This window comes from Xanthomonas sp. D-36-1, from assembly GCF_017746155.1.
Lineage (GTDB): Bacteria > Pseudomonadota > Gammaproteobacteria > Xanthomonadales > Xanthomonadaceae > Xanthomonas > Xanthomonas cissicola.
Window position 1 is genome coordinate 80176 of sequence record NZ_JAGHWR010000022.1, and the last position, 23945, is coordinate 104120.

Below are 23945 nucleotides of genomic sequence, written 5' to 3' on the forward strand. Positions count from 1 at the left end.
GCAATGGACGAGTCGCTGATCGTGCACGGGGAAGGCTTCGTGCTGCGCCGCTGGCGTCAGGACGACCTGGATGCCTTGCTGCGGCATGCCAACGACCCGCTGGTGCCGCGCGGATTGAGCGAGCGATTCCCTCACCCATATACCCGTGCCGACGGCGAAGCGTTCCTAGCCGGTAGGGTTGTCGATTTGCAAGACCCGGTGCTGGCCATCGTGATCGATGGCCAGGCCTGCGGTACGATCGCCGTGCGCCCAGGGCAGGGCGATCGTCGTTACTCGGCCGAACTGGGGTATTGGATCGGTCGCACGTACTGGGGTCGCGGCTGGATGACACGCATCGTGGGCACGTATGTCGCCTGGGCGATGCAGACCCTGCCGCTGTATCGCGTGCAGGCCACCGTGCTCGATACCAATCCTGCATCGGCCACGGTGTTGCTGCGCAATGGCTTCGTCGAAGAAGGCGTCAGCCGCTGTGCGCTGCTCAAGCCGGATGGGCTGCACGATCTGCGCGTGTTCGCGCGGGTGAATCCACCCGCTGCGGTTTGCGTGCCCGGATGCGCATCCGCCCCTGCGTGACTGCACGCCCATGATTGCGAGCTGCGGAACGTGAAATAGCGGCCGCAGGAGTCTCGTAGAGCCTGCGCGCAGTCGGTCACTTCAACGTCGCCCCGGCAGGGCGGCACGACGTTCGACATGCTTCGGCCCGGCCGCCGTAGACGGACCATCGCGCCAGTGGCTTACCATCGTCGTCACTGCTTGTGCGGCAGCGGCCCTGCGGGTGCTGCAACACGATCGACACGCATACGGCGAAACGGCCGGAAACAGCCGTTTGGCACTGCAAGCAACACGAACTTCTGGATCCGACAATGACACAGCATGATGGACGCGGCGGACGGCCGCCACGCGATGGCGGCTCCGGCCCCTCGCACAATCCGTGGGGCCGCGCTGCGCCGCGCACCCCGGCGCCGCGCAGCGCCGCACCCCGTGCTCCAGCGCAGCACGCTCCGGCCGCCACGCCACCTGCCGCTGCAGCGAGCGGCAACGCGCGTGAGGTGCGGCTGTACGGCATCAATGCCGTCCAGGCCGTGTTCAAGACGCGCCCGGAGGCGCTGCGCAAGCTGTACCTGAGCGAGGCGCGCATTCCGCAATTCAAGGCGCTGCTGGCCTGGTGCGTGACCCGGCGCATCGGTTATCGCGTGGTGGACGAGGCCGATCTGAGCAAGCTCGCTGCCAGTGCGCACCATGAGGGAGTGGTGGCCGAGGTGCTGCGCGTCACCCCGCAACCTTTGCAGGAATGGCTGGCCGCGTTGCCGCAGGGCCCGGTGCTGGCGCTGTGGCTGGACGGGGTGGGCAACCCGCATAATTTCGGGGCGATCTTGCGCTCGTCGGCGCACTTCGGTGTGGCCGGTCTGTTGCTGCCGGCTGGCTCCACGCTGGGCCTGTCGGGCGCGGCCGCACGCGTGGCCGAAGGCGGCGCCGAAGCGGTACCGCTGGTGCAATTGCCCGACACTGCAACGGCGTTGGCGCAGCTGCGTCAGGCCGGTTTTGCGATTGCTGCCACACTGGTCGACGGTGGCCAGGATGTCTTCGCCGCCGCGTTGCCGCAGCGCCTGGTGTACGTGATGGGCGCAGAAAGCGAAGGGATGGACCGGGCATTTGCGCGCGATTGCGATCTGCAGTTGTCGATCCGCGGCAGCGGCAAGGTGGAAAGTCTCAACGTTGCCTCGGCCACCGCGGTCTTCCAGGCCGCCTGGCACGCGCGCATGCTCACCGGAGAACACTGATGGTGCGTTTTTCTGCGTTGTTGCTTGCGACCGGTTGCTTCTTCGGTGCAAGCGCGTCTGCCACCACGCCGGCGGCACCACCCAAGGTGCGTACCGATCATGGTGCGGTGCGTGGCCAATGGCAGGACGATGGCAGCGCGGTCTTCCGCGCGATCCCCTTCGCTGCGCCGCCATTGGGTGCGCTGCGCTGGCGCCCGCCGCAACCGATCGCCGCATGGACGCAGGTGCGCGAGGCCACTGTGGCCGCCACGCCGTGCGTGCAGCCGGCGCTTGGGTGGAATAACGCCATGGCCAGGCGCGGCACCGAAGATTGCCTCTATGTCGAAGTGCAGACACCGCAGCTGCATCCGGCCAAGCCGCTGCCGGTGTTCGTGTGGATCCACGGTGGCGCGAACGTGGCGGGCGGCGCCGACGGACATCTGCCCACCAACCTGGTGGCGCAGGGCATGCTGGTGGTGACGCTGCAATACCGGCTGGGCGCGTTGGGGTTCCTGTCGTTGCCGGAGCTGGCCGATGGCGACAACGAAGCTGCCGGCAATTACGCCTTGCTCGATCAGATCGCGGCGCTGCAATGGGTACGCGACAACATCGCGCAGTTCGGCGGCGACCCCGCGCGGGTGACCATCGCCGGGCAGTCGGCCGGCGGCCAGGACGTGGGCTTGCTGATGCTTAGCCCGCTCGCACGCGGCCTGTTCTCGGCAGCCATCGAACAGAGCGGCACCGCCGGCTTCGGCCTGCCGGCGCGCAGCCTGGAAGACAATCGCGCGCTGGGCGCGAGCATTGCCAAACGCGCCGGCATCGACGATCCGGCAACGCGTCTGGCGCAACTGCGCGCGTTGCCGGTCAACCAACTGCTCAAGGCCGCGCAGGGCGTGGATGTGCCGGCCTTGGATGACGACGGCTATATCTGGCTGCAGGCGGTGGTCGACGGGCGCGTGCTGCCGCATGCGCCAGCGCAGATGCTCGCTGCTGGCGCGCAGGCAAAGGTGCCACTGTTGATCGGTTACGTGGTGCAGGAACTGCGCTATGGCGGCGAGGACGGCGCCGAGAGGCGGGTGCGCCGCGACTATCCCGACCACGCCGGCGCCATCCTGCAAACGCATCGCGCCGCTATCGCGCAGCGCGCCGAACGGCAAGGCAATGCGTCCATGCAGTTGTCCACCGATCTCACCTTCCGCTGCCCGGCGGTGACCGTGGCGCAGCGCCAGGCTGCGCTGGGCGTGCCGGTATGGCATTACGTGTTCGATACCGCCGTTCCCGGTGGGCAGGTGACGCATAGCGCAGAGTTGCCGTTCCTGTTCAAGAACCTGTCGATCGGCCAGCCGCCGGTGTCCCTGCAGCGCTATTGGGCCGCGTTCGTGCAGCAGGGTAATCCGAATGCCGAGGGCCTGCCGGCCTGGCCGGCATTCACGCCGGCGCATGCAGGGCTGCAGTTCGATGCGCGTGGCGTGCAACCCATCAAGGAGGCGCGTCCGGCGGTGTGTGCGGCAGTGGATTTGCCATAACGTAATCGCAGCTGCAAAACGTGCGCACCGCCGCGGTGCGCACGTTTGACGCCGAATCGAACCGCAAGCACACCCGCGCTCACGCCAAAGCGCTTGCGCAACGTACGCCTGGTCACGTCACCTCGGCTTATCGGCTTTTACTTCTTTTGCAGCCTGATGGCCGCGCCGCCATTTGCCGCCAGGTTCAGCTGCAAGGTGTCGTTGCGGGTGAGTGTGCGGGTCTCGATGCGCACGTCCGTCGGCGCCTGGCCATCGGCGTAGATGGTGGCTGTCCAGTTGCCCTTGCCCAGGAACGACAACGGCAATTGCATCGTGCGCGCCTGCTCGTTAGTCATCGCACCCACATACCAATCCTTGCCACGCCGCCGCGCCAGCGCGATGTGCTCGCCGATGGCGCCATCCAGCGCACGCGTCTGGTCCCAGCTTGCAGGCACATCACGCAAGAACTGCGCGGCAGGCACGTTTTCGTATTGCTCGGGACTGTCGGCAACTACCGCAAACGGACTCTCATAGACCACGTACATCGCCAATTGCTGCGCGCGTGTGGTCATCACCTGGGGACCGAAGTGCTGTGGCTTGAAGTCGGCCGGGCGGACATTGCGGAAGCCGCCAGGGGTGTAATCCATCGGCCCAAGCAACATGCGCGTAAATGGCAAGGTGAGGTTGTGGGTCGCGGTGATGCGTGCGCTCCACTTGTTGTACTCGGCGCCGAGCACGCCCTCTTGGGTGAGATAGTTCGGATAAGTGCGGGTCAGCCCGGTCGGGTGATACGCACCGTGCAGATCCACCAACAACTTGTGCTCGGCAGCCTTGCGCAGCAGGCGGTGATAGAAGTCCACCATCTGCTGATCGTCGCGGTCCATGAAATCGACCTTGATGCCCTTGATGCCCAGTTGCTGATACCAGGTGAGCGCTTCGTCCATGTGCGCATCGAGCGCGCGCCAGTGCGCCCAGAGCCATAGCCCTACGTCGCGCTCGCGTGCGTAGTTCACCAGGCCGGGCAGATCGAGTTGCGCGACGGGCCGGCGAATATCCGCATCGGCGTTGTACTGACCATCGCCGGTACTGCCGTAGTACCAGCCGTCGTCGATCAGCATGTATTGCAGTTTCAACTGCTGCGCGTGATCGATATAGCGCTGGATGGTGGCGGTATTCATACCCGGGTTGGCTACCCCGCTGGCCAAGCTGCCCGACCACCAATCCCACGCCGATTTACCCGCGCGCACCCAACTCGCATCGAAGGCGGGCGGCGGATTCAGCGCGGAAATCAGGTTGGATTCGATCAGGCTTGCGGGGTTGTCGGCCAGCATGATCACCCGCCATGGCGTGGCGAAATCGCGGCCCTTGGCATCGATGCTGACCGCTAATGTGGGGTCGTCCAGGCGCGGCGACAGTTTTGCCGATACGCCCAGACCGCCTTCGGAACGACCGGTGAGATACAACCCGGCGTAATCGCGCAGGTTCGCTTCTCCGATCGCAAGCGTGGTGCCGTTGGCATCGGTCTGGCACACCAGCGGTAACTCGATCAAATTATGCGCGCGCAATTTGGATGCGGCGATTGCATCGTATTCGCCCTCGTGGCTGGTTCCGAAACGGCCCAGATTCAAGTTCCAGCAGCGGTAATCGTGCGGGAACGCGAAACTGGTGAGTTCGTCGCGAATGTGCACCTGGCCTGCATCCGGCAGGACGTAACGCAGCGCAACGCCGTCGTCGTACGCACGCAGTTCGATGCTGAGCTTGCGATGTTGCGTATCGGCCAGTTGCACGCGCAGTTCTCGATAGTGGTCGCGCGCCTGTCGCGTCTTTCCGACCGTCAAGGTGAAGCGGCTGTCGTGCAGTTCGGTCGTGCTGCTGTGTAGCGTCATGTCACGGCCGAGCTTGTTGCCTCGGCCCAGATCCAGCCCGAGCGGCGCATCGTCGAGCACCAATGTGTTGCGATACAGCACGCGATAGCTGGGCACGCCACCGGCACGTAGCGTGAATTCCACTTGCGTGCGTGCATCAGGCGATTGCACGCGCAAGCTCTGTGCTGCAGCGGGTGCAGCGATCAAACACAACAACGCACATGCCGCGGGGACTGCGGACTGGATCAGGTTTCGCATGATTCCCTCCTCCTGGGATTGCCAACCCTAGCGCAGAAAGGTTGTTGTCGATATCCAGCTGGGGTAACGTTACCTCGCACCATGGCCGCTGAAACAGGGGCGGCAGCCACGGGCGGCATCACGGAGGTCATGACGCAAACGTCTGCGCGACGGGTTGCCGATTGCATCGAAGCGATGTGCACCGTTGTGTGGCAGTAGAGCTTGGGAGAGGCCTCTAATGCTGATGGTTCGCAGGGCGTTCCGCCGCGGAGCGCTGTGGGTGTTGTGTGCATGCATGGGTTGAACTGCAGTGGAGGCAGCGCCTGCCGACGATTCGCCCGGTCCGTATGACGTGCGCGTGCTTGCCGGTGGCGTTGCGCTGACCAAGAAGCTCGCTGCCCCGACGCCGTGGTTGTCTGCCGATGCGGACTGGAGCGTCTCTGGCTGGGTGCGCCCATCACGGTCGATCACAGGTCCTGCATTGATTGCAGGCGTGGGCGATCCGCAAGGCACAGGCCGCTACTTCGTGATCGATGGCGGCACACTCGGCTTTGCGCAGGGCGCCGGCAATGTGTTGCGCAGTACGCAAACCCTGCGTGCAGACAGCTGGACGCAAGTGGCCGCAGTTGCCCAGGGCGCTCGCCTGACCCTGTATGCCAACGGCCGCAAGGTCGCCAGCGGTCCTGTGCAGCGGACGGCCATCGCGCCGACGCTCGTATTCGGGCCACGCCAGCAGCCGGCGGCGTATACGCAACACTTCGGCGGCGATCTCGCCGGCTTTACGGTACAGGCGGGCGCGCTGGATGCACAGGCCATTGCACAGCTTGCCGAAAATGCGCCGGATCCGGCACTGCAACGCTTCGAAGACGCATCGCCAGGCTGGCGCTTGCAGGTCAAGCAGATGGCCGGCCAGCTTGCGCCGCAGCCGGCTGCAACGCTGCCGCGCAGTAGTGCAGCGTTCTCGACGCCGGTTGCAAAGCCGGTGGCGAACGCGCCGGCATTGCAGTCGCTGGATGCCACTTCCTGGCGTGTGGGTGCATGGCAGCTGGCCGCAGCACCGGAGCTTGGTCAAGCGACCGGCGCCACGCTGTCGCGTCGCGATGACACCACCGGCAATGCGTCATGGCGTGCGGCGACCGTGCCCGGCACCGTGCTCACCACGCTGGTCGACCGTGGCGTGTATCCGGATCCGGACATCGGTCTCAACAACATGGCCATTCCCGAAGCGCTGAGCCGTCAGGACTGGTCGTACCGCAGCAGTTTCGATCTGCCTGCCGCCGCGCAAGGCAAGCGTCTGGAACTGCTGTTCAACGGCATCAACTATGCCGGCGAAGTCTGGGTCAATGGCGTGCAGGTCGGGCGTACGCGCGGCGCATTCGCACGCGGTCGTTTCGATGTCAGCACGCGGCTCAAGCCAGGTCGCAACGTCATTGCGGTACGGGTGTCGCCGCCACCGCATCCGGGCATTGCGCACGAACAATCGATGAGCGCAGGCGTCGGCGAAAACGGCGGCATGCAGGCCTTGGATGGCCCGACCTTCATCGCCAGCGAGGGCTGGGACTGGATTCCCGCGGTACGCGACCGCAATGCCGGTCTGTGGCAGGACGTGCAGTTGCACGCCAGCGGCCCGCTCGCACTTGGCGACATCCAGGTGCTGACCGCGCGCTTGGCGCCGGATCATCAACGTGCCGAACTGGAAATCAACGTGCCGCTGCGCAACGACACGCCTGCCGCAGTGCAGGGCAGCGTGCAGTTGGTCTTCGGCGATGTGACCATCCAGCGCCAGGTCATGGTGCCGGCCGGCGGCAGTACGCTGAAGTTCACTGCGGGCGATACGCCACAGTTGCGCCTCGTCAACCCGCGGCTGTGGTGGCCCAACGGCTACGGCGAGCCTGCGCTGTATACATTGCATACCAGCGTCGATGTGGCAGGCGCGCGCTCGGATGCGCAGCAGCTGCGCTTCGGTATTCGCGAGGTGACCTACGAGCTGTCGTTATTCGACGACGATGGCGCATTGCGCCGTGTGCTGGTCGATCTCAACCAGGCCCGCCAGCGTGGCGAACGCATCGTCGATGTACGCCATGCGGCGATCCGGCCAGTACCCGGCGGCAACGCGCAGTCGCTATATCCCGGTGCGCTGGGCTCGCCGGCAGTTCAGCAGCTGGACGATTCCACGCTGGCCCCGCATCTGGTCATCCGCATCAACGGTGTGCGCATTGCCGTGAAAGGCGGTAACTGGGGCATGGACGATTGGCGCAAGCGCGTGTCGCGTGAGCGGCTGGAGCCGTACTTCCGCCTGCAGCGCGATGCGCACTTCAATGTGGTGCGCAACTGGGTCGGGCAGAACACCGAAGCAAGTTTCTTCGAGCTGGCCGACGAGTACGGCATGTTGGTGCTCAACGATTTCTGGCAGTCCACGCAGAACTACAACATGGAACCGGCCGATGCGGCGCTGTTCCTGGACAACGCGGCCGAGGTGATCAAGCGCTTCCGCAATCATCCGTCCATCGTGTTGTGGTTCGGGCGCAACGAAGGCGTGCCGGCCCCCATCCTCAACGAAGGCCTGGACAAGCTGGTTGCCGAACTCGACGGCACGCGCTGGTACACCGGCAGTTCCAACGAGATCAATTTGCAGGGCAGTGGGCCGTACAACTATCGCGAGCCGGTGGCCTACTTCAACAAGCTGGCGCAGGGCTTCTCGGTGGAAGTGGGCACGCCATCGTTCTCCACGCTGGAGTCGTTCAAGGCCTCGGTGCCGGCCGTTGGCGACCAATGGCCAATCAGCGACGCCTGGGCGTACCACGACTGGCACCAGTCCGGTAACGGCGATACCAATAGTTTCATGCGCACGCTGACCGACAAGCTGGGTGCACCGACCGGCCTGGCCGATTTCGAGCGCAAGGCGCAGCTGCTCAATTACGAAACCCACCGCGCCATTTTCGAAGGCTTCAACGCGCAACTGTGGAGCAAGAACAGCGGTCGCCTGCTGTGGATGAGCCATCCGGCGTGGCCGAGCAACATGTGGCAGGTGTATAGCCACGATTACGACACCCACGCCGCGTATTACGGCGTGCGCAATGCAGCCGAGACCCTGCATGTGCAGATGAATCTGCCGGGGTACGAAGTGGTCGTGGTCAACAACGCTGCCACGCCGGTGCGTGGATTGCGTGTGCGTGCAGAGGTGTACGCCAGTGACGGCAAGCTGCTGCAACAGCGTGAACAGGCGCTGGACGCCGCTGCAGTGGCAGTGTCGGCACCCGTGCTGCAGTTGGCACCATCGCTGAAGGACACCAACGGGCTGGGCTTTGTGCGGCTGCAGTTGCTCGATCGCGACGCGGTGGTGCGTTCGCGCAACTTTTACTGGGTGGCGCGCGATGCGGTGGCGATGCGTGGGCTGGACGCGCTCGCAAAGGTGCCGCTGCAGCTCACCACGCAATTGCAGCAGGGCAACGAGGCCGTGCTGCGCGCCACCGTCCGCAACCCGTCGCAGCAGGTGGCCCTCAACACCAAGTTGACCCTGGTGGATGCGCAAGGCCAACGCATCCTGCCAGCCTATTACAGCGACAATTATCTGAGCCTGGCGCCAGGCGAAGAACGCGTGGTGGAAATTCGCGGCCCGTCTGCTGCCGCCTTGCGCAACGCCACGCTGCAATTGCGTGGCTGGAATGCCGAACCATCGACAGGTGTCGCCAACGGGTCTCCGTAGCGACGTCTGCGTGTTGCCGCGCCGTGCCGTGCACGACGCTCTCACTGACGCACCGCCTGGTGCGTCGGCCAATACCGCATTGCCCTGCCGGTAATGCCAGTCGAAACGGTCGTGGATTTGTCATCCCTGGGAGGGGACCATGAACAAGCTGCATTCGAATACCCGTCACACCCCATTGGCGGCCGCACTTGCGGCTGCGCTCACCCTGCTTGCCGGCAGCGCAAGCGCGCAGGACACCGCCCCCACTCCAGGCGTAACCGAACTGGACAAGGTGATGGTCAAGGGCGTGCGCGGTGCGCAGGCCGAAGCCATCGAGAACAAGCGCAGCGCCGCGCAGATCATCGATTCGATCTCTGCCGAAGACATCGGCAAGTTGCCCGACGTCACCATCACCGATTCGCTGCAGCGCGTGCCTGGCGTGCAGATCCGGCGCTCGGCCGGCGAAGGTTCGCAGCTCAATATCCGTGGCATGCCGCAGGTGCAGACCACCATGAACGGCGAGTTGTACTTGAGTGCCGGCGGCGGCGATCAATATGGTCAGCCGAACATCGGTCGCGCGCAGCCGGATTTCGTGGATATTCCGCCCACGCTGTTCAGTGGCGTGGACGTGATCAAGTCGCCCACTGCGGCCGATCTGGATGGCGGCATCAGCGGCACCGTCTCGCTGAAGACGCGGCGCCCGTTCGATCTGCCCGAGGGCTGGACCTTCAGCGGGCAGGCCGAAGGCTCGTACGGCGATCGCGTGCAGAAAGCCAACGAATTGTATTCGGGGTTGGCCAGTTTCCGCACCGCGCGTTGGGGCGCGTTGCTGGCGGTGTCGTATTCGGATGCCACGCTGGAAAACAAGCATCCCAGCGTCTATTCCAATGGCGCACAGAAATCCACCGAACAAAACGTCGGCTTCGACTTCAACGGCGATGGACGTATCGGCAGCAATACCGACCCGGGCAATCTGCCGCGCGACTACTTCTACAATTGGGTGGCGACCGAACTGGATAACCGCAGCACCGATCGCCAGCGCACCGGCGTCAACGGCTCGTTCCAGTTCAACATCAACGATTCGTGGACGGTGCTGGCGGACGCCGCCTACACCAAGCTCGAAGACCACGACACCTCGGTGGCGGCACAATTGCATACCGGTTGGGCGACCAACCAGTTGCAGCCGGGCTCGGTCGTCGACCCCAACGGCGTGCTGGAGTACGGCCAGTTCCGCTACAACCGCTTTCAGGCGCATTCGATGGCCGGCGTAGCCGATTCGGATGCGCTCAACACCAATCTGGAATTGCGTTACGACGATGGTGGTCCGTTCCGTGCCTCGTTCCGCTGGGTGCACGGCGATGCGCAGCGCACCTACGACGAAGCGCGTGCCGATGCAGCGGTGACGCGCGGCGACCAGATCCCACGTGCCGGCGGCGTGACCCAGTGGGCCAATGTCAACGGCCTGCCCACCGTGGATGCATCGGTGGATTTTCGCGGCACCTATCCGGCGGTCAACCTCGCTACCGATGTGTCCAACCCAGACAACTGGCAGCTGATGTCCACCTGGGCGCAGGGCAACAAGATCGAGGCCAAGATGGACGCATTCCGCGCGGACGGCACCTTCGAGTTCGACGAGGGCGTGGTGCGCGGCTTCCAGTTCGGCATTCGCTATGGCGAGCGCGATTTCAAGCTCGATACCTATCGTTATCTGTCGCCGGTGTCGTCCAGCTGTGCCGACCCGAACCGTTCGCTGTACTACTACAAGGATCCGCTGATCGTGGATACCTGCAGTGGCGTGTCCGAGGCGCGCTTGCTGCCGTTCAATTCGATTCCCGGCTATTGGGCGTATTTCAACGACTTCGATCCGCTCAAGGTCACCGGCCTCGGTCGCCAGGGTCTGCCTGCCATCAATCCGCAGGCGATGAAAGACCCGGTGGCTTATCTCAACAGCCTGTATCCGGGCAACGTGGCGTATCAGCAGGCGGCCGATTCCTACCAGGTCACCGAAAAAACCAGATCGGCCTATTTCATGGCCAATCTGGAGGGCGGTACCGGCACGCGCGTGCCGTGGACGGCCAACATCGGTGCGCGCATCGTGCAGACCAAGCTGGCGATCGACCAGTATTTGAGCAGCGGCAACGTCTACATCGGCAATGTCGAATGGAATGGCGTCAGCCCGGCGATCGGCACCAACCGTCTCAATCGCCAGTACACCGATGTGCTGCCCAGCGCGAACCTGTCGCTGGACGTCACCGACGCGCAGAAGCTGCGTTTCGCCTACAACAAGGCGGTTGCGCGTCAGGATCTGCCCGATCTCGGCCGTGGTCTGGTGAGCTTCTACGCCGTGAATGGCACGCCGCCGCGTAATCCGTCGCTGCCATCGGATGCGGTGCTGTTCCTCAATGGCCGTTCGGGCAATCCGGATCTGGATCCGTATCGCGCCACCAACTACAACGCCTCGTGGGAATGGTATTTCGCCGATGCCTCGTTGATCAGCGTGGGTGCGTTCCTGATCGACGTGAAGTCGTTCCCCACCACCGTTACCAACATCGAGCCCTTGCCCGATGCCGATGGCGTCGTGCGCGCGGGCGGCCCGGTGGAGCGCATCGTCAATGGCGGCGGCGGCAAGATCAAGGGCTTCGAAATCGGCTACCAGCAGGCTTTCGATTTCCTGCCAGGCTGGCTGAGCGGCTTCGGGACCAACATCAACTACACCTTCTCCGACGCCGATACCGACAACACCGATATCGACGGCAACACGCTGCCGATCGGCGACAACTCCAAGCATCAGGCCAACGCGGTGCTGTGGTATCAGAAGGACAAGCTGCAGGCGCGCGTGGCCTACAACTGGCGCAGCAAGCGCTTCAGTCAGGTCAACAGTTCCGCATGGGGCGACGAGCTGGCGATCTGGAACGACGACGTCGGCTACCTGGACGCGTCGTTGAGCTACGACGTCAACGACCACCTGACCCTGTACGCCCAGGCCACCAACCTCACCGGCGAAAGCGAACGCCGTTACGCGCAGTGGACCAATCACTACTTCGACCAGAACATCTTCGAGGGTCGCTACTACGCGGGTCTGCGTTTGCGCTTCTGATGCCATGCGCTGATGCAAGACACTGATGTGCGGAACGGCGCATGCTCGCGCCGTGCCGCACATGCGGTTCTCCTCGTTCCTCTCCAAGCGGTCATTGCGCGTTCTTCCCGTCGCCGTGCGATACGGCGTTGCAGTACGTTCGGCGGCGACGTCGAATACCCTCCCATTCGGCTACATCGTCGGGAAGCGATGTGGCCGTTTTTTTGCGTGATTGCATGGGCGACTGTGCATCATGGCGGCAGTGGAATGCTGCAACTGTGAGTCTGATTGCCGTTGAAAGGGCAGCGGTCGGCTGCGACGGCGCAGCGTGCGCGCAGATGGATGTGGTGCGTCTGTGCCGAACCGGGATGGTGATGGTGCGCTGTCGCGCTATGTCTTCGGCGGCCCTGCCGTCGAGCCACGCTTGACCAGCGTGTATTTCATCACCTGATGCACGCCGGGTGCGGTGTCGCCCTTGCGGCGTTGACGGACCGCGTCGGCCAGCAGTGACACAGCAGCGCGCCCCATGGCGGTGACCGGTTGATGCACGGTGGTGAGCTCGGGCCAGATGGTGGTGGCCACCGGCGTATCGTCGAAGCCGGCGATGGAGACATCTTCGGGCACGCGCAAGCCCAATCCATGCGCGACCGCGACCGCTGCGGCCGCCATGTCGTCGTTGCTGCAGAAGATCGCAGTGGCTGGCTGCGGCTGCGCCAACAGGCTGCGCGCGGCGAGGAGCCCGGAGTGATAGGTGAACAAGCCCTCTGCGATCAAGCCATCTGCGACCGATAAGCCGGCAGCGTGCAGGCTGTCGAGATAGCCATTTGCGCGCAGTGCGCTCGGGGTGTGTTTCGGGTCGCCCTTGATCAACGCAATGCGACGATGCCCGAGCTCGATCAGGTGGTCGACGATGGCGCGCGCAGCCTGGTAGTCGTCGATCCGCACCGAGCTGATTTGCGCCATCGGTGCGCCACTGGCCACCGCCACCACCGGAATGCCGCGCGCATCGAGTTCGGTGATGGTCTGACGCGAGTCGCATAACGGCGGTGGCAGGATCACCCCATCGACGCCGGCAGCGAGCAGGCGCTCGGTGGCCGCACGCTGGCTGCGGATGGCGCCGCACTTCTCCACCATGACCTGGCTGCCGGTGAGGCTGCTCTGCTCGAGCAGGCCAAGCATGAATTGATTGAGGTACGCGGCGCTCGGGTTGCTGTACAGCACGCCGATACGCAGCAGCCCGCTGGTCCGCAACGAACGACCGGCGAGATTGGGCCGGTAGCCCAATGCCTGTACCGAGGCCTCCACGCGCGCGCGCATCGCTTCGCCCACATGCGGGTGACGGTTGATCACACGCGAAGCGGTCATCGGCGAGACGCCAGCGTGTTTGGCGACATCCAACAACGTCGCCGCATTGTTCGCACTGCGTTGCCGCTTGGCCACCATTGTGTGTGCTCATCCTGGGGTAAGAGCGAATGCGCGCTACCGCTTCGAGGTGTGAAGCGACCACGAAAAGCAACCGACCAATCACCTCACGCAGTACCAGCGGCAGCCGCTGCATCGCAACTGCACACTCGCCAGACGAACGCGCCGATCTACGCAATCAGCAGCGCCAGGCATCGTGCGATTCCTGCATGCGCCTGCCGCCTGAAAATGAGCAAATCACTGCCACATCCAGCGTTCGGCGCATGCACCGCATCGTCCTCGCAATCATTCGCTCGGCGGTTGCACGCTCTTGGCGCGGCTGCCGAAATCGCCATCGGCTTCTGCGGCCAGATACGCGAACACGGTGTAGGCGGCCACGTTCTGCGCGAGCGCCTTCGGGTCGATCTTGTCCAACGTGTCGTCGGCGGTGTGGTGCAGATCGAAGTAGTCGGTGCCATCCTGCGCCAGCCACCCCCAGGCTCCACCCTTGGCCGAAATCGGCCCGACATCCGGGCCGGGGCCGCCCTTGCCCGGTTCGTACGCGATGCCCAGCGGTGCCAGTACCTCGGCAATCTGCTTGGTCGCCGCGCGCGAGTCGTCCGGCGCCGCCGCGCCGGTGTTGAAGGCATAGATGCGCCCGGCACCGAAGTCGCTTTCCGCGCCGATCTGATGCAGCGTCATGTCCTTGGCATCGTTGCCGTGCGCTGCCGCATACGCCTTGCCACCGTACAGACCCTGCTCCTCGTTGGCGAAGGCCACCACGCGGATGGTGCGCTTGGGTGGTTGCTTGAGTTGGCCGATCAGGTGGCCGGCAGCCATCGTGATCGCCACGCCGGCACCGTCGTCGATGGCGCCGGTGCCCAGATCCCACGAATCCAGATGCCCGCCGATCACCACCACTTCCTTGGGCTTGCTGCGCCCGGTGATTTCGCCGATCACGTTGTACGAGGTGGCCGTGCCGTCCCAGCCGCAATCCAGCGCCAGACGCACGCGCGTGCTGCCCAGTGCGGTGAGCCGCGCGAGCTGGTTGGCATCGGGCACCGACAGCGCTGCGGCCGGCACCGGCGTCAGGCCTTCGTCGAAACGGGTGATGCCGGTATGCGGCACGCGGTGCGAATCGGTGCCGGCCGAGCGCATGACAAATCCAATGGCACCCTTGCGTATCGCTTCGGACGGTCCCTTGCTACGCACGGCGCCGCCATTGCCGTAGTCCTTGCCGTCGCGCGCCTTGACCATCTGGTAATCGACGAATGCGATCTTGCCGGCCAGCGAGCCAGCCGGCGCGGCCTGCAACGCTGCCAACGTTTCGAAACGCACCACCTCGCCTTCGACGATGCCGCCCGGGCTGCCGCCCAGTGCGGTGATGGTCAGCGGCTGCGCATGCGCGCCGAGCACGGCAGCGTGTTCGCTGCGACGCTCCCATTTCGGAAAGGTCACCGGCTCGGTCCACACCTTGTCGAAACCCAGCGAAGCGAATTTCGCCTTGGCCCAGGCCACCGCACGCGGGTCTGCTTCGCCACCGGCAATGCGCGGGCCCACTTCGGTGGTCAACGATTGGACCACCGCAAAGCCGGTGTTGTCGGCCAACGCCTGCTCGCGCAACTGCGCTGCGGTACGCAATGCGCTGTCGGGGATGCTGGTCTGTGCGGCGAGTGCGGAGGAGCAGGCGAGTAGGGTAGAGATGGCAACAGCGAGACGACGCATGCAGGGCGGCTCCAACGACAAGGGGACCCCGAGCTTATCAGCGCGACGTCCCCCGTCTGCGTGCGAAAGGTCATCCTTCTGCGCGAAGTTGCGCCACAGGATGCGCCACTGGGTTGTGCCCGCTTACAGCGCGCCCGGCGGCTTGAGCGTGTCGTTCTTGAGCGTGTCGCGAATTTCGCGCAGCAACAGTACTTCTTCGCTCGGGCCCTTTGGGGCGTCCGGCTTGCGATGGGTCACGCGGTTGATCAACTTGACCACCAGAAAGATCGCGAAGGCGATGATCAAAAACTGCACGACGGTGTTGATGAAATCGCCGTAGCCAATCGCAACGGCCGGGATCTCCTTGCCGGTGGCATCGACGCCGGCCGGCTTGAGCACCCACGCCAGGCGCGAAAAATCCACATTGCCGATGGCCCAACCGATCGGCGGCATGATGATTTTCTCCACCAGCGCGGTGACGATCTTGCCGAACGCCGCACCGATGACCACACCGACCGCCAGGTCGATGACATTGCCGCGCATTGCGAATTGCTTGAATTCGCTGACCATTCCCATAGTGCACTCCAACTGCGGTCGCGGACCAACTGCCGCAGCCGGATCGTAGCCGGCCCGATGTCAGCCCGCGATGATGCCGTGGCGCTCGGCGACGTTCTCCAGGCGCGCACTGAACTGGTCGCCTGGCAGCAACGGGCCGACGCCGGCCGGCGTGCCCATGAAAATCAGATCACCTGCGCGCAGTGCATACAGTTTGGAAAGCTCGTGCAGGATCTCCGGCACGTTCCAGATCATTTGATCCAGCAATGACTGCTGACGCACCTGGCCGTTGACCTCCAGCGACAGATTCAGCGCCTCCAGCGCGCCGACTTCGCCGGCATGCACCAGCTCGCTCACCGGCGCGGAGTGATCGAAGCCCTTTGCGATATCCCAGGGCAAGCCTTTTGCCTTGGCAGCGGCCTGCAGATCGCGACGGGTCAGATCCAGGCCCACGCCGTAGCCGTAGATCAAGCGCTCGGCCTGTTCCACCGGCAACTCGCCAGCGGGCGCATCGCTGCCCAGCGCCACCACCAGTTCCACTTCATGGTGCAGTTCCCTGGTGCCGGGTGGGTAGGGGATGTGGTCGCCGTGGCCGACCACGATGGCATCGGCAGGCTTCATGAAAAAAGTCGGCTGGCCACGCTCGTCCTTGGAGGCCGGTGCGGTGGCGCCCATCTCGCGCGCATGGTCGGCGAAGTTGCGCCCTACGCAGTAGATGCGGTGCACCGGAAAACTGCCACCGCCCACCACTGGAATGCGCGGAACATCGGCGGCGGGAATCACATCGTGGGTCATGCGCGCATCCTCAACGTATGGGCAGGTGAGTCTAGCGGTTTGCCCGTGTACGACGGAACCGTGACGCCCGCATCCAGTGCACGGCATGGCCGGGCTGGCAGCGCGTGCAGGGCGTCAGACAGCCGCATCGACGCGTGAGTGGCAACGCGTGCAACGAGACGATTGCGCACCCACCACAGCGCTGACAGCGCTCCGCTTGCCTTCAATGCGAGCGCAGTGCGCATTGATGCGGCGTTGATTCAGAAGGGCGCAGGCCAGTGAACCGGTGTTCGAGGCAGCGCCATATGCGCGTCTGGCCCATCAGCGCAGCGCATCACCCAGCCGATAGCCGTGCTTAGAACGCGGCAAACTGCCGCACGCCAGGTCTGGCTTGCTGGAAGAAAAAACATCATCGATGCAGCCATCCACGCATCCGGCACCTGCTGCGCAGGCCGAGAGATGCAGCAATGCAGTCAGCCAGGTGTCAGTGCGACAACGGCAACGCGGGCTTGCGCACCACGTGGTACTCGGCGTCGACCACGCGTGCCTGCTGCGGCGTGCGGCGGTTCGACTTGCTCAACAGCTTCCAGGCGATGCCACCCAGGATCATCGCTGCACCAACGAACACGCTGAAGAAGATCAGCACCGCAAGGATCGCCAGACCAGCCAGGCCGGCGGCAACGCGCACCAACGGGTGACGCGGCTTGCGCGGCGCAAACAGGTGGTGGAAGTTGCCGAATTGGAAGAGGCGTGCGGGCATGGCGGTGGGCTGCCGGGCAGGAAACGAGCGCGCAGTATCGTTGCGGTTTCATGTCATTGAGTGAAAAGTTCGTTAATCGATGCTGCGATATGCGAAGACGATCACATGCAGCAAGCGTGGATGAGAGCGCATACGCCCAGTTGTGGCCGGTTGGCTGGGGGATGGTGTTGTCGCTTCTCATCCCGTAGCCGACGCCTGAGGTTCCGTGCCGCCCAGGCCCGCATGCCACAATCCAGGCCCGTCGTTGCCCGGTCCCCTGCATGTCGTCGCCATCGCTCACCACGCTTGCCACGTTGACGCAGATTCCCGATGCCGGGTTTTTGGAGGTCGAAGCACGCTTGGATAGCGGTGCCGAGTCGCTGGTGCTGTATCGCGAAGGGACCCAGGTCCGTGCCTGGCTGAACATCTGTCCGCATGCCGGCCGCCGGCTGGATTGGGCGCCGGGGCAATTTCTCAAGACCAAGGAAGGGCAGTTGGTCTGCGCCGCGCACGGTGCGGCATTCGAATTGAGTGGCGGCGAATGCGTCAGCGGCCCGTGTCGCGGTCAATCGCTGTTCGCGGTGCCGGTACGGGTCGAGGATGAGCAGGTGCTGCTTGGGTAAGCGCCAAGGACGATTGCCGATGACATGTTGTCAGCCGCGCTGAAAGCGCAACGCCGGATTAGCGCGCCGCCCACCAGAACATCAGGTTGATCATCGACACCATCACCACGATGTAGATCAGCGACAGTGGCGCGCCCACCCGCCATAACTCGCGCGGTTGATAGTTGGCCGGGCCGGCCACCATCGAGATCACCGGGTTGGACGCGGTCATCAGATTGTTGGACGCCGACAACGCCACGATCAGCGCGAACGCGGTCGGGTTGCCGTTGGCGGCCAGCGCCAGATTGACCGCGATGGGCACCATCACGATGGTGGCGCCGACATGGCTGATCACCAGCGAAAACGCGGTGGTCAGCAAGGCCAGGCTGATTTCCAGCGCCCACACCGGGATGCCTTCGGGCAGGCGGTCGATGGTATGGCCGGCGACCCAGGCCGCGGTGCCGCTGCTGTCCATCGCCCAGCCGAGCGGAATCAGCCCGGCCATCATGAAGATGGTCTTCCAGTTGATCGACGCGTAGGCCTCGTCCATGCGCAGCACGCCGCTGAGCAGCATGCAGGCCACGCCGGTCATCAGCGTCAGCGCCACCGGCAGGCGCGAGGTCAGCGCGATCAGGATGGTGAAGGCGAAGATCGCCATCGCGATCTTGAATTTGTGCGGGCGCTGCTCGCCTTTGGGGAAGTCGGTGACCGGCACGAAATCGCGGCTTTCCGCCGCCTGCGCCAGGTCCTGCCAGATGCTGTGGAAGACCAGCATGTCGCCGGCGCGCAGCGGCACGTTGCGCACGTCTTCGCGGATGACCTGCTTGTCGCGGTTGATCGCCAGCAGGCTGATGCCGGCCTGCTTGCGCAGGCGCAATTGGCCGGCGCTCTTGCCGATCAACCGCGAGTTGGGCGGAATCAATGCTTCGGAGATACCGGCCAGGCTGGGGTTGAACAGGTCGCCCAGGTTGCGCAGGCGCGAGGACATGCGCAGGAACTGGTTTTGCGCAAAATCGGCTACTTCCTGGCGCGGACCCATCGCGCCGAGCACGCTGCCGACCCAGATGCGCATATCGGCCGGCGGTGCCAGGCGGGTGTCGTTGCCGGTCTTGAGCGCAAGCAGCAACGGCGCATCGTGCAAGGCTTCGGCTTCGCCCAGAGTCATGCCCACCAGCGGGCTTTCGGCGGTGACGGTCAGCTCGAACACATCGCCGTCGATGCCGTAGGTCTTGGCGAAATAGCTTTCGGTGCGCGAGGGCGTCACGCCTTCGTTGATCAGGCGTTCTTCTTCGATCAACTTGCGGTCGCCGTAGAAGCGGAAGTACAGCAACGCCGCGATCAGCAACGCCACGCCGATCGGCAGCGGCGCGAACATCGTCAAGGGCTCGATGCTGGCCATGCCCGAGGGCAGGTTGTTGTTGGCCGAGACCAGCAGGTCGTTGAGCAGGATCAGCGGCGAATTGCCTACCATGGTGAGCGCGCCGCCCATCACGATGGCAGCGGCGATCGGCAGCAGCATGCGCTGCAAGGTGAGCCCGGTGCGTGCGGCCAGGCGCGAGGCGACCGGCAGGTACAAGGCCATCACCGACGGGTTCTGCATGAACGACGAGTTCAAGCCGGAGATGGCCAGCGTCATCATCATCAGGCGCTGCTCGCTGCCGTGCGAACGCCGCAACAACCAGGTGGCCAACCGGTTCAACGCACCGGTGCGCTCCAGCCCCGCGCCCAGAATGGTGGTGGCGATGATGCTCATCACCGCATTACCGGAGAAACCGCCGAACAGTTCTTCCGGCGCCACCAGCCCGGTGACGCCCAAGACCACCAGCACGATCAACGCCACCACGTCGGCGCGGATGCGCTCGAACAGGAACATCGCCATCGTGAAACCGACCAGCCCGAGGACGAGCTTCATATCGTTGGTCAGCGTCAGCGCGGTGTCCATTGGGGGCCGGGATTCGTGATTCGGGAGTGGGAATTGGTTAAAAGCGCTGAAGCGTCTGGTTGCCGGGGATGCCGCCGTTACGAATCCCCAATCCCGATTCCCGAATCCCGGTCATACAGCAAATCCCACACGCCGTGGCCGAGCTTCTGGCCGCGCGTCTCGAAGTGAGTTTGCGGGCGCCAGGTGGGGCGTTCGACGTGGCCGCGCGGGCCGGCGCGATTGACCAGGCCCGGGGTGGCATCGAGCACGTCCCACATCTGTTCGGCGTAATCGGCCCAGTCGGTGGCCGCATGCAGGCGGCCGCCGTCGCGTAATTTGCGCACCAGCAACTGCGCGAACGCCGGCTGGATCAGGCGGCGCTTGTTGTGCCGCTTCTTGTGCCATGGATCGGGGAAATAGATGCGTACTTCGTCCAGCGCACCGTCGGCGATCTCGTGTTCGAGCACTTCCACCGCATCGTGGTGATACAGGCGCACATGCGTGCTGCCGTCTTCATCCAGGGCGTTGAGCAGGCGGCCCACGCCGGGCGCATGCACCTCGATGCCGATGTAATCGCGGCTGGGGTCCTGTTGCGCGGCAAAGCGCAATGCAGCGCCATTACCGAAGCCGATCTCCAGCACCTTGTGCGCATCGCGTCCGAAGGTGGCAGCCAGATCGCGCGGCTTACCGAGGTAATCCAGCCCGAAACGTGGCCATAGCGCATCGAACGCACGTTGCTGCGCCGGCGTGAAGCGGCCCTGGCGCAGCACGAAGCTGCGCACCTGGCGGCGCCCCTCTTCGATGGTGAAAGGCTTGGGCGGCATCTTGGCGCCGTCGCTGGTAAACGGGTCGGTCATGAAAGGTCGGTCAGGTCAGCAAACAAAGGCCTCGCGCGTGCGCGACAACCACATCGCGCGCCCACGCAGAAGGTGAAAAGCCCCTCTTCCAATAGAAGAGGGGTTGGTGCGAGGGGAAAGACGACGCGGCGCCGGATGCGATCACGCCCATCGTCGAGCGGCCACTGCCTGGCGGTTGCCTAATGCAGCCGGTCGCACGCACGACGCCAGCAGACCACCCCATCATCCAATCACACCATCCACCGGGCTCGACGCCGATGCGTAGCGCTTGCGCGGAATCCGCCCGGCCAGAAACGCCTCGCGTCCGGCCTCGATCGCCTTGCGCATCGCGCTGGCCATCAGGATCGGGTCGCGCGCACCGGCAATGGCGGTATTCATCAGCACGCCATCGCAGCCCAGTTCCATCGCGATCGCCGCATCCGAGGCGGTGCCCACGCCGGCGTCGACGATGATCGGCACCTTGGCGTTTTCGATGATTTCCAGCAGGTTGTACTTGTTCTGGATGCCCAGCCCCGAGCCGATCGGCGCGGCCAGCGGCATCACCGCCACGCAGCCGATGTCTTCCAGGCGCCTGGCCAGGATCGGGTCGTCGGAGGTGTAGACCATCACCTCGAACCCATCGGCGACCAGTTGTTCGGCGGCCTTGAGCGTCTGCACCACATCCGGGTACAGCGTCTTCTCGTCGCCGAGCACTTCCAGCTTGGTGAGGTTGTGGCCGTCCAGCAGCTCGCGCGCCAGCCGGCAGGTGCGCACCGCGTCTTCGGCGGTGTAGCAGCCGGCGGTGTTGGGCAGCAGCGTGTAACGCTCCGGCGGCAGCACATCCAGCAGGTTGGGCGCGTTGGGGTCCTGGCCGATATTCACCCGGCGAATGGCGACGGTGACGATTTCGGCCGCGGCGGCTTCGGTGGCCCGGCGGGTTTCGTCCAGATCCTTGAACTTGCCGGTGCCGGTGAGCAGGCGCGAACGGTAGTGTTTGCCGGCGATGACCAGCGCATCAGAGGGGGCGGGATTCGTCATGCGGCAATTATCACCGATCGGGCGCGGATGCGCCGGCCTGCGCGGCGCATCATCCGCCGCCCAGCGCGTGCACGATTTCCACCACATCGCCCTCGCGTAACGCATGTTCTGCATGCCGTCCGCGCGGCACGATTTCGCCATTGACCTCTACCGCGACGCGGCGTTGTGCTAGGCCTTCCTGCTCCAGCAGGGCGGCCAGCGGCAAGTTGTCCGGAAGTGCGCGCGGAGTGCCGTTGAGTTGGATGTTCATGTCATCATTGTTGCATCGCGTGCCACTCCGGCGCGCGTTTTTGCGTTATGCGGCAATGCAGCGTGAGCGCGGGCGGCGAGGGTGAAACCATGTGCCATTCGCCAGCGTACGTATGCACGCCGGCCCGGTCCCACTCACTCAAGCAGGCATTCCGATGGCTTCAACACTTCGCCCGATCCGCTCCCTGATGGCTATGGCCATCGCTATCGCGGCCGCCCCGGCCATGGCCGAGTCGGCCTTCGACCAGACCGTGTTCTTCGGCGACAGCCTCACCGACAGCGGTTATTACAACCCGCTGCTGCCGGCCGCTTCGCGCGCGGTCACCGGCAAGTTCACCACCAACCCGGGTTGGGTGTGGGCCGAATATGTCGGCGACCATTTCGGCACCAATGCCGCGCCCAACGGCAACGGCCAGACCGGCGACAACTACGCTGCCGGCGGTGCGCGCATCCAGGCCAGCTCGGTCAGCGCGCTCGGCGCTGCACCGTCGGTAACCAGCCAGATCAACACCTACCTCACCGCCAATGGCGGCCGCGCCAACCCCAATGCGCTGTACACCGTGTGGGGCGGCGCCAACGACCTGCTCGCCGCGTCGCTCGCCCCGGCACAGGCGCAGGCCATCATCGGCAGCGCGGTGACCGCCCAGGTCGGTGCCGTGGCCACCTTGCAGAATGCCGGCGCGCGTTACGTCATGGTGCCGACCATTCCGGACGTCGGCCTCACCCCGCGCTTCCGCGCCGGCGGCGCCGTGGGAATGGCGCAAGGCACCGCTGCGGCCACCGCCTACAACACCGCCTTGTTCAATGGCCTGCAGTCCGCCGGCCTGCGCGTGATTCCGGTCGACACCTTCCACATGCTGCAGGAAATCGTCGCCAACCCGGGCACCTATGGCTTCAGCAATGTCACCAGTACCGCCTGCAACCCGGCCGTGCCGCTGCCTGCCTGTAACCCGACCAGCCTGGTCGCCGCCAATGCGCAGAACACCTATGTGTTCGCCGATGGCATTCACCCGACCACGGCAGTGCACCAGATCCTGGGCGAATACGCCATCTCGTTGCTGGAAGCGCCGCGTCTGCAGCAGGTGCTGACGCATTCGGCGCAGGCCGGCGGCCGCGCGCGCGCCGACCAGGTGGCCTGGCATCTGGACGGCAAGCCGGACGCCGATGGCATGCGTTGGTGGGGCAGCGTGCGTGGCGACATGCAGCGCTACGACCACGCCGACCTGTATGACGGCATGGCGCCGGCCGGCTTGTTCGGCGTGGATTGGACTGCAGGCGACCTGGTGTTCGGTGGCTTTGCCGGTTTCGGCCGCATGGACGCCGACTTCGGCAACCGCAACGGCAGCTTCAAGCAGGACGACACCACGCTGGGCGGCTTCTTCGGCTGGTATACCGGCCCGGTGTGGGTCAATGCCCAGGTCAGCTACAGCTGGCTGAGCTACGACGTGGACCGCGAAGTCCAGCTTGGGCCAGCGACCCGCGTGCACAGCGGCTCCCCCGACGGCAGCAACCTTACCGCCGCCCTCAACGCCGGGTATTCGCTGGGCGAAGGCAACCTCAAGTACGGCCCGGTGGCCGGCCTGACCTGGCAGAAGATCAAGCTCGACGGCTATACGGAAAGCAACGACAGCGCCACCGCGCTGGGCTACGCCAACCAGGACATCGATTCCCTGGTCGGCCGAGTCGGCTTCCAGGTGCGTCTGGACGGTGCCATGGTCAAGCCGTACCTGCAGGCAACCTACGACCACGAGTTCAAGGACGGCGGCGAAGCCAGCGCCTGGCTGCAGTCGATGCCGGAAGTGGGCATGTACACCGTCCCGGGGCAGAACTTCGATCGCAATTACGCCACCGTCGTGCTGGGTGCCCGTACCGGGCTGTGGGGCCTGCAGAGCAACATCGGCCTGAGCACCACCACGGCCCAGCGCAGCGCCCGCGATGCCACCTTGTTCGTGAACTTCAGCGGCAACTTCTGAGGCGCGGTAGGCCGCAGTTGGCTCA

At 64.8% G+C, this 23945-nt stretch carries 17 protein-coding genes; 7 read left to right on the forward strand and 10 right to left on the reverse strand.

What is annotated here, in order from left to right; all coding sequences use genetic code 11:
- Positions 1-3 precede the first annotated feature (3 nt).
- The 3 genes from J7367_RS07140 (at position 4) to J7367_RS07150 (ending at position 3286) form a co-directional block, all read left to right on the forward strand.
- Positions 4-573: a GNAT family N-acetyltransferase gene (locus J7367_RS07140; RefSeq protein WP_007964589.1), complete on the forward strand. Its 570-nt coding sequence runs from the start codon at positions 4-6 to the stop codon at positions 571-573.
- Between the two features lie 290 nt (positions 574-863).
- On the forward strand, positions 864-1781 hold the full coding sequence (locus tag J7367_RS07145; protein ID WP_057661153.1) for a TrmH family RNA methyltransferase: 918 nt from the start codon (positions 864-866) through the stop codon (positions 1779-1781).
- The gene (locus tag J7367_RS07150; RefSeq protein WP_057661151.1) at positions 1781-3286 is read left to right on the forward strand and encodes a carboxylesterase family protein; all 1506 of its coding nucleotides are present in this window, start codon (positions 1781-1783) and stop codon (positions 3284-3286) included. Before J7367_RS07145 ends, J7367_RS07150 begins: the two co-directional genes overlap by 1 nt.
- 137 nt (positions 3287-3423) lie before the next feature.
- Here J7367_RS07150 and J7367_RS07155 read toward each other — a convergent pair whose 3' ends face one another.
- A complete protein-coding gene (locus J7367_RS07155) occupies positions 3424-5388 on the reverse strand; it encodes a glycoside hydrolase family 97 protein (RefSeq protein WP_007974028.1) in 1965 nt (654 codons plus the stop codon).
- Between the two features lie 289 nt (positions 5389-5677).
- Between J7367_RS07155 and J7367_RS07160 the strand changes: the two genes are divergently transcribed.
- Positions 5678-9073 (forward strand): LamG-like jellyroll fold domain-containing protein, encoded by a 3396-nt coding sequence (locus J7367_RS07160; protein ID WP_254894402.1) that lies wholly within the window; start codon positions 5678-5680, stop codon positions 9071-9073.
- A 139-nt stretch (positions 9074-9212) separates the two neighbouring features.
- Positions 9213-12149 (forward strand): TonB-dependent receptor, encoded by a 2937-nt coding sequence (locus J7367_RS07165; protein WP_057661149.1) that lies wholly within the window; start codon positions 9213-9215, stop codon positions 12147-12149.
- Between the two features lie 369 nt (positions 12150-12518).
- Here J7367_RS07165 and J7367_RS07170 read toward each other — a convergent pair whose 3' ends face one another.
- From J7367_RS07170 to J7367_RS07190, 5 genes are all read right to left on the reverse strand, one after another.
- Positions 12519-13571 (reverse strand): LacI family DNA-binding transcriptional regulator, encoded by a 1053-nt coding sequence (locus tag J7367_RS07170; RefSeq protein ID WP_007964576.1) that lies wholly within the window; start codon positions 13569-13571, stop codon positions 12519-12521.
- A 264-nt stretch (positions 13572-13835) separates the two neighbouring features.
- Positions 13836-15254: a M28 family peptidase gene (locus tag J7367_RS07175; protein ID WP_057661147.1), complete on the reverse strand. Its 1419-nt coding sequence runs from the start codon at positions 15252-15254 to the stop codon at positions 13836-13838.
- Positions 15255-15377: 123 nt separating this feature from the next.
- Positions 15378-15809 (reverse strand): large-conductance mechanosensitive channel protein MscL, encoded by a 432-nt coding sequence (gene mscL, locus J7367_RS07180; RefSeq protein WP_022558624.1) that lies wholly within the window; start codon positions 15807-15809, stop codon positions 15378-15380.
- A gap of 60 nt (positions 15810-15869) precedes the next feature.
- Positions 15870-16583 (reverse strand): fumarylacetoacetate hydrolase family protein, encoded by a 714-nt coding sequence (locus J7367_RS07185; protein ID WP_007964570.1) that lies wholly within the window; start codon positions 16581-16583, stop codon positions 15870-15872.
- 463 nt (positions 16584-17046) lie between these two features.
- On the reverse strand, positions 17047-17322 hold the full coding sequence (locus J7367_RS07190; protein WP_057661145.1) for a hypothetical protein: 276 nt from the start codon (positions 17320-17322) through the stop codon (positions 17047-17049).
- A gap of 260 nt (positions 17323-17582) precedes the next feature.
- Between J7367_RS07190 and J7367_RS07195 the strand changes: the two genes are divergently transcribed.
- The gene (locus J7367_RS07195) at positions 17583-17924 is read left to right on the forward strand and encodes a Rieske (2Fe-2S) protein (RefSeq protein WP_007964568.1); all 342 of its coding nucleotides are present in this window, start codon (positions 17583-17585) and stop codon (positions 17922-17924) included.
- A 58-nt stretch (positions 17925-17982) separates the two neighbouring features.
- Here the strand turns inward: J7367_RS07195 and J7367_RS07200 are convergent, their stop codons facing one another.
- The 4 genes from J7367_RS07200 to thiS form a co-directional block, all read right to left on the reverse strand.
- Complete coding sequence (locus tag J7367_RS07200) at positions 17983-19845, reverse strand: SLC13 family permease (protein ID WP_057661143.1); 1863 nt, start codon at positions 19843-19845, stop codon at positions 17983-17985.
- Between the two features lie 77 nt (positions 19846-19922).
- Positions 19923-20681 (reverse strand): tRNA (guanosine(46)-N7)-methyltransferase TrmB, encoded by a 759-nt coding sequence (gene trmB, locus J7367_RS07205; protein WP_057661141.1) that lies wholly within the window; start codon positions 20679-20681, stop codon positions 19923-19925.
- Between the two features lie 222 nt (positions 20682-20903).
- On the reverse strand, positions 20904-21698 hold the full coding sequence (locus J7367_RS07210; protein ID WP_007964565.1) for a thiazole synthase: 795 nt from the start codon (positions 21696-21698) through the stop codon (positions 20904-20906).
- A gap of 49 nt (positions 21699-21747) precedes the next feature.
- Positions 21748-21948 carry a sulfur carrier protein ThiS gene (gene thiS / locus J7367_RS07215; RefSeq protein WP_022558627.1) on the reverse strand — a complete coding sequence of 67 codons (201 nt, stop codon included), beginning with the start codon at positions 21946-21948 and terminating at the stop codon, positions 21748-21750.
- A gap of 187 nt (positions 21949-22135) precedes the next feature.
- Here thiS and J7367_RS07220 point away from each other — a divergent pair, with 187 nt between their 5' ends.
- Positions 22136-23920 carry an autotransporter domain-containing esterase gene (locus J7367_RS07220; RefSeq protein ID WP_014090904.1) on the forward strand — a complete coding sequence of 595 codons (1785 nt, stop codon included), beginning with the start codon at positions 22136-22138 and terminating at the stop codon, positions 23918-23920.
- Positions 23921-23945: the final 25 nt, after the last annotated feature.

Coding starts and splice junctions, on each gene's coding strand:
- J7367_RS07140 (WP_007964589.1), top strand. CDS start 4: ATGGACGAGTCGCTGATCGTGCACGGGGAAGGCTTCGTGCTGCGCCGC.
- J7367_RS07145 (WP_057661153.1), top strand. CDS start 864: ATGACACAGCATGATGGACGCGGCGGACGGCCGCCACGCGATGGCGGC.
- J7367_RS07150 (WP_057661151.1), top strand. CDS start 1,781: ATGGTGCGTTTTTCTGCGTTGTTGCTTGCGACCGGTTGCTTCTTCGGT.
- J7367_RS07155 (WP_007974028.1), bottom strand. CDS start 5,388: ATGCGAAACCTGATCCAGTCCGCAGTCCCCGCGGCATGTGCGTTGTTG.
- J7367_RS07165 (WP_057661149.1), top strand. CDS start 9,213: ATGAACAAGCTGCATTCGAATACCCGTCACACCCCATTGGCGGCCGCA.
- J7367_RS07170 (WP_007964576.1), bottom strand. CDS start 13,571: ATGGTGGCCAAGCGGCAACGCAGTGCGAACAATGCGGCGACGTTGTTG.
- J7367_RS07175 (WP_057661147.1), bottom strand. CDS start 15,254: ATGCGTCGTCTCGCTGTTGCCATCTCTACCCTACTCGCCTGCTCCTCC.
- mscL (WP_022558624.1), bottom strand. CDS start 15,809: ATGGGAATGGTCAGCGAATTCAAGCAATTCGCAATGCGCGGCAATGTC.
- J7367_RS07185 (WP_007964570.1), bottom strand. CDS start 16,583: ATGACCCACGATGTGATTCCCGCCGCCGATGTTCCGCGCATTCCAGTG.
- J7367_RS07190 (WP_057661145.1), bottom strand. CDS start 17,322: ATGCCCGCACGCCTCTTCCAATTCGGCAACTTCCACCACCTGTTTGCG.
- J7367_RS07195 (WP_007964568.1), top strand. CDS start 17,583: ATGTCGTCGCCATCGCTCACCACGCTTGCCACGTTGACGCAGATTCCC.
- J7367_RS07200 (WP_057661143.1), bottom strand. CDS start 19,845: ATGGACACCGCGCTGACGCTGACCAACGATATGAAGCTCGTCCTCGGG.
- trmB (WP_057661141.1), bottom strand. CDS start 20,681: ATGACCGACCCGTTTACCAGCGACGGCGCCAAGATGCCGCCCAAGCCT.
- J7367_RS07210 (WP_007964565.1), bottom strand. CDS start 21,698: ATGACGAATCCCGCCCCCTCTGATGCGCTGGTCATCGCCGGCAAACAC.
- thiS (WP_022558627.1), bottom strand. CDS start 21,948: ATGAACATCCAACTCAACGGCACTCCGCGCGCACTTCCGGACAACTTG.
- J7367_RS07220 (WP_014090904.1), top strand. CDS start 22,136: ATGGCTATGGCCATCGCTATCGCGGCCGCCCCGGCCATGGCCGAGTCG.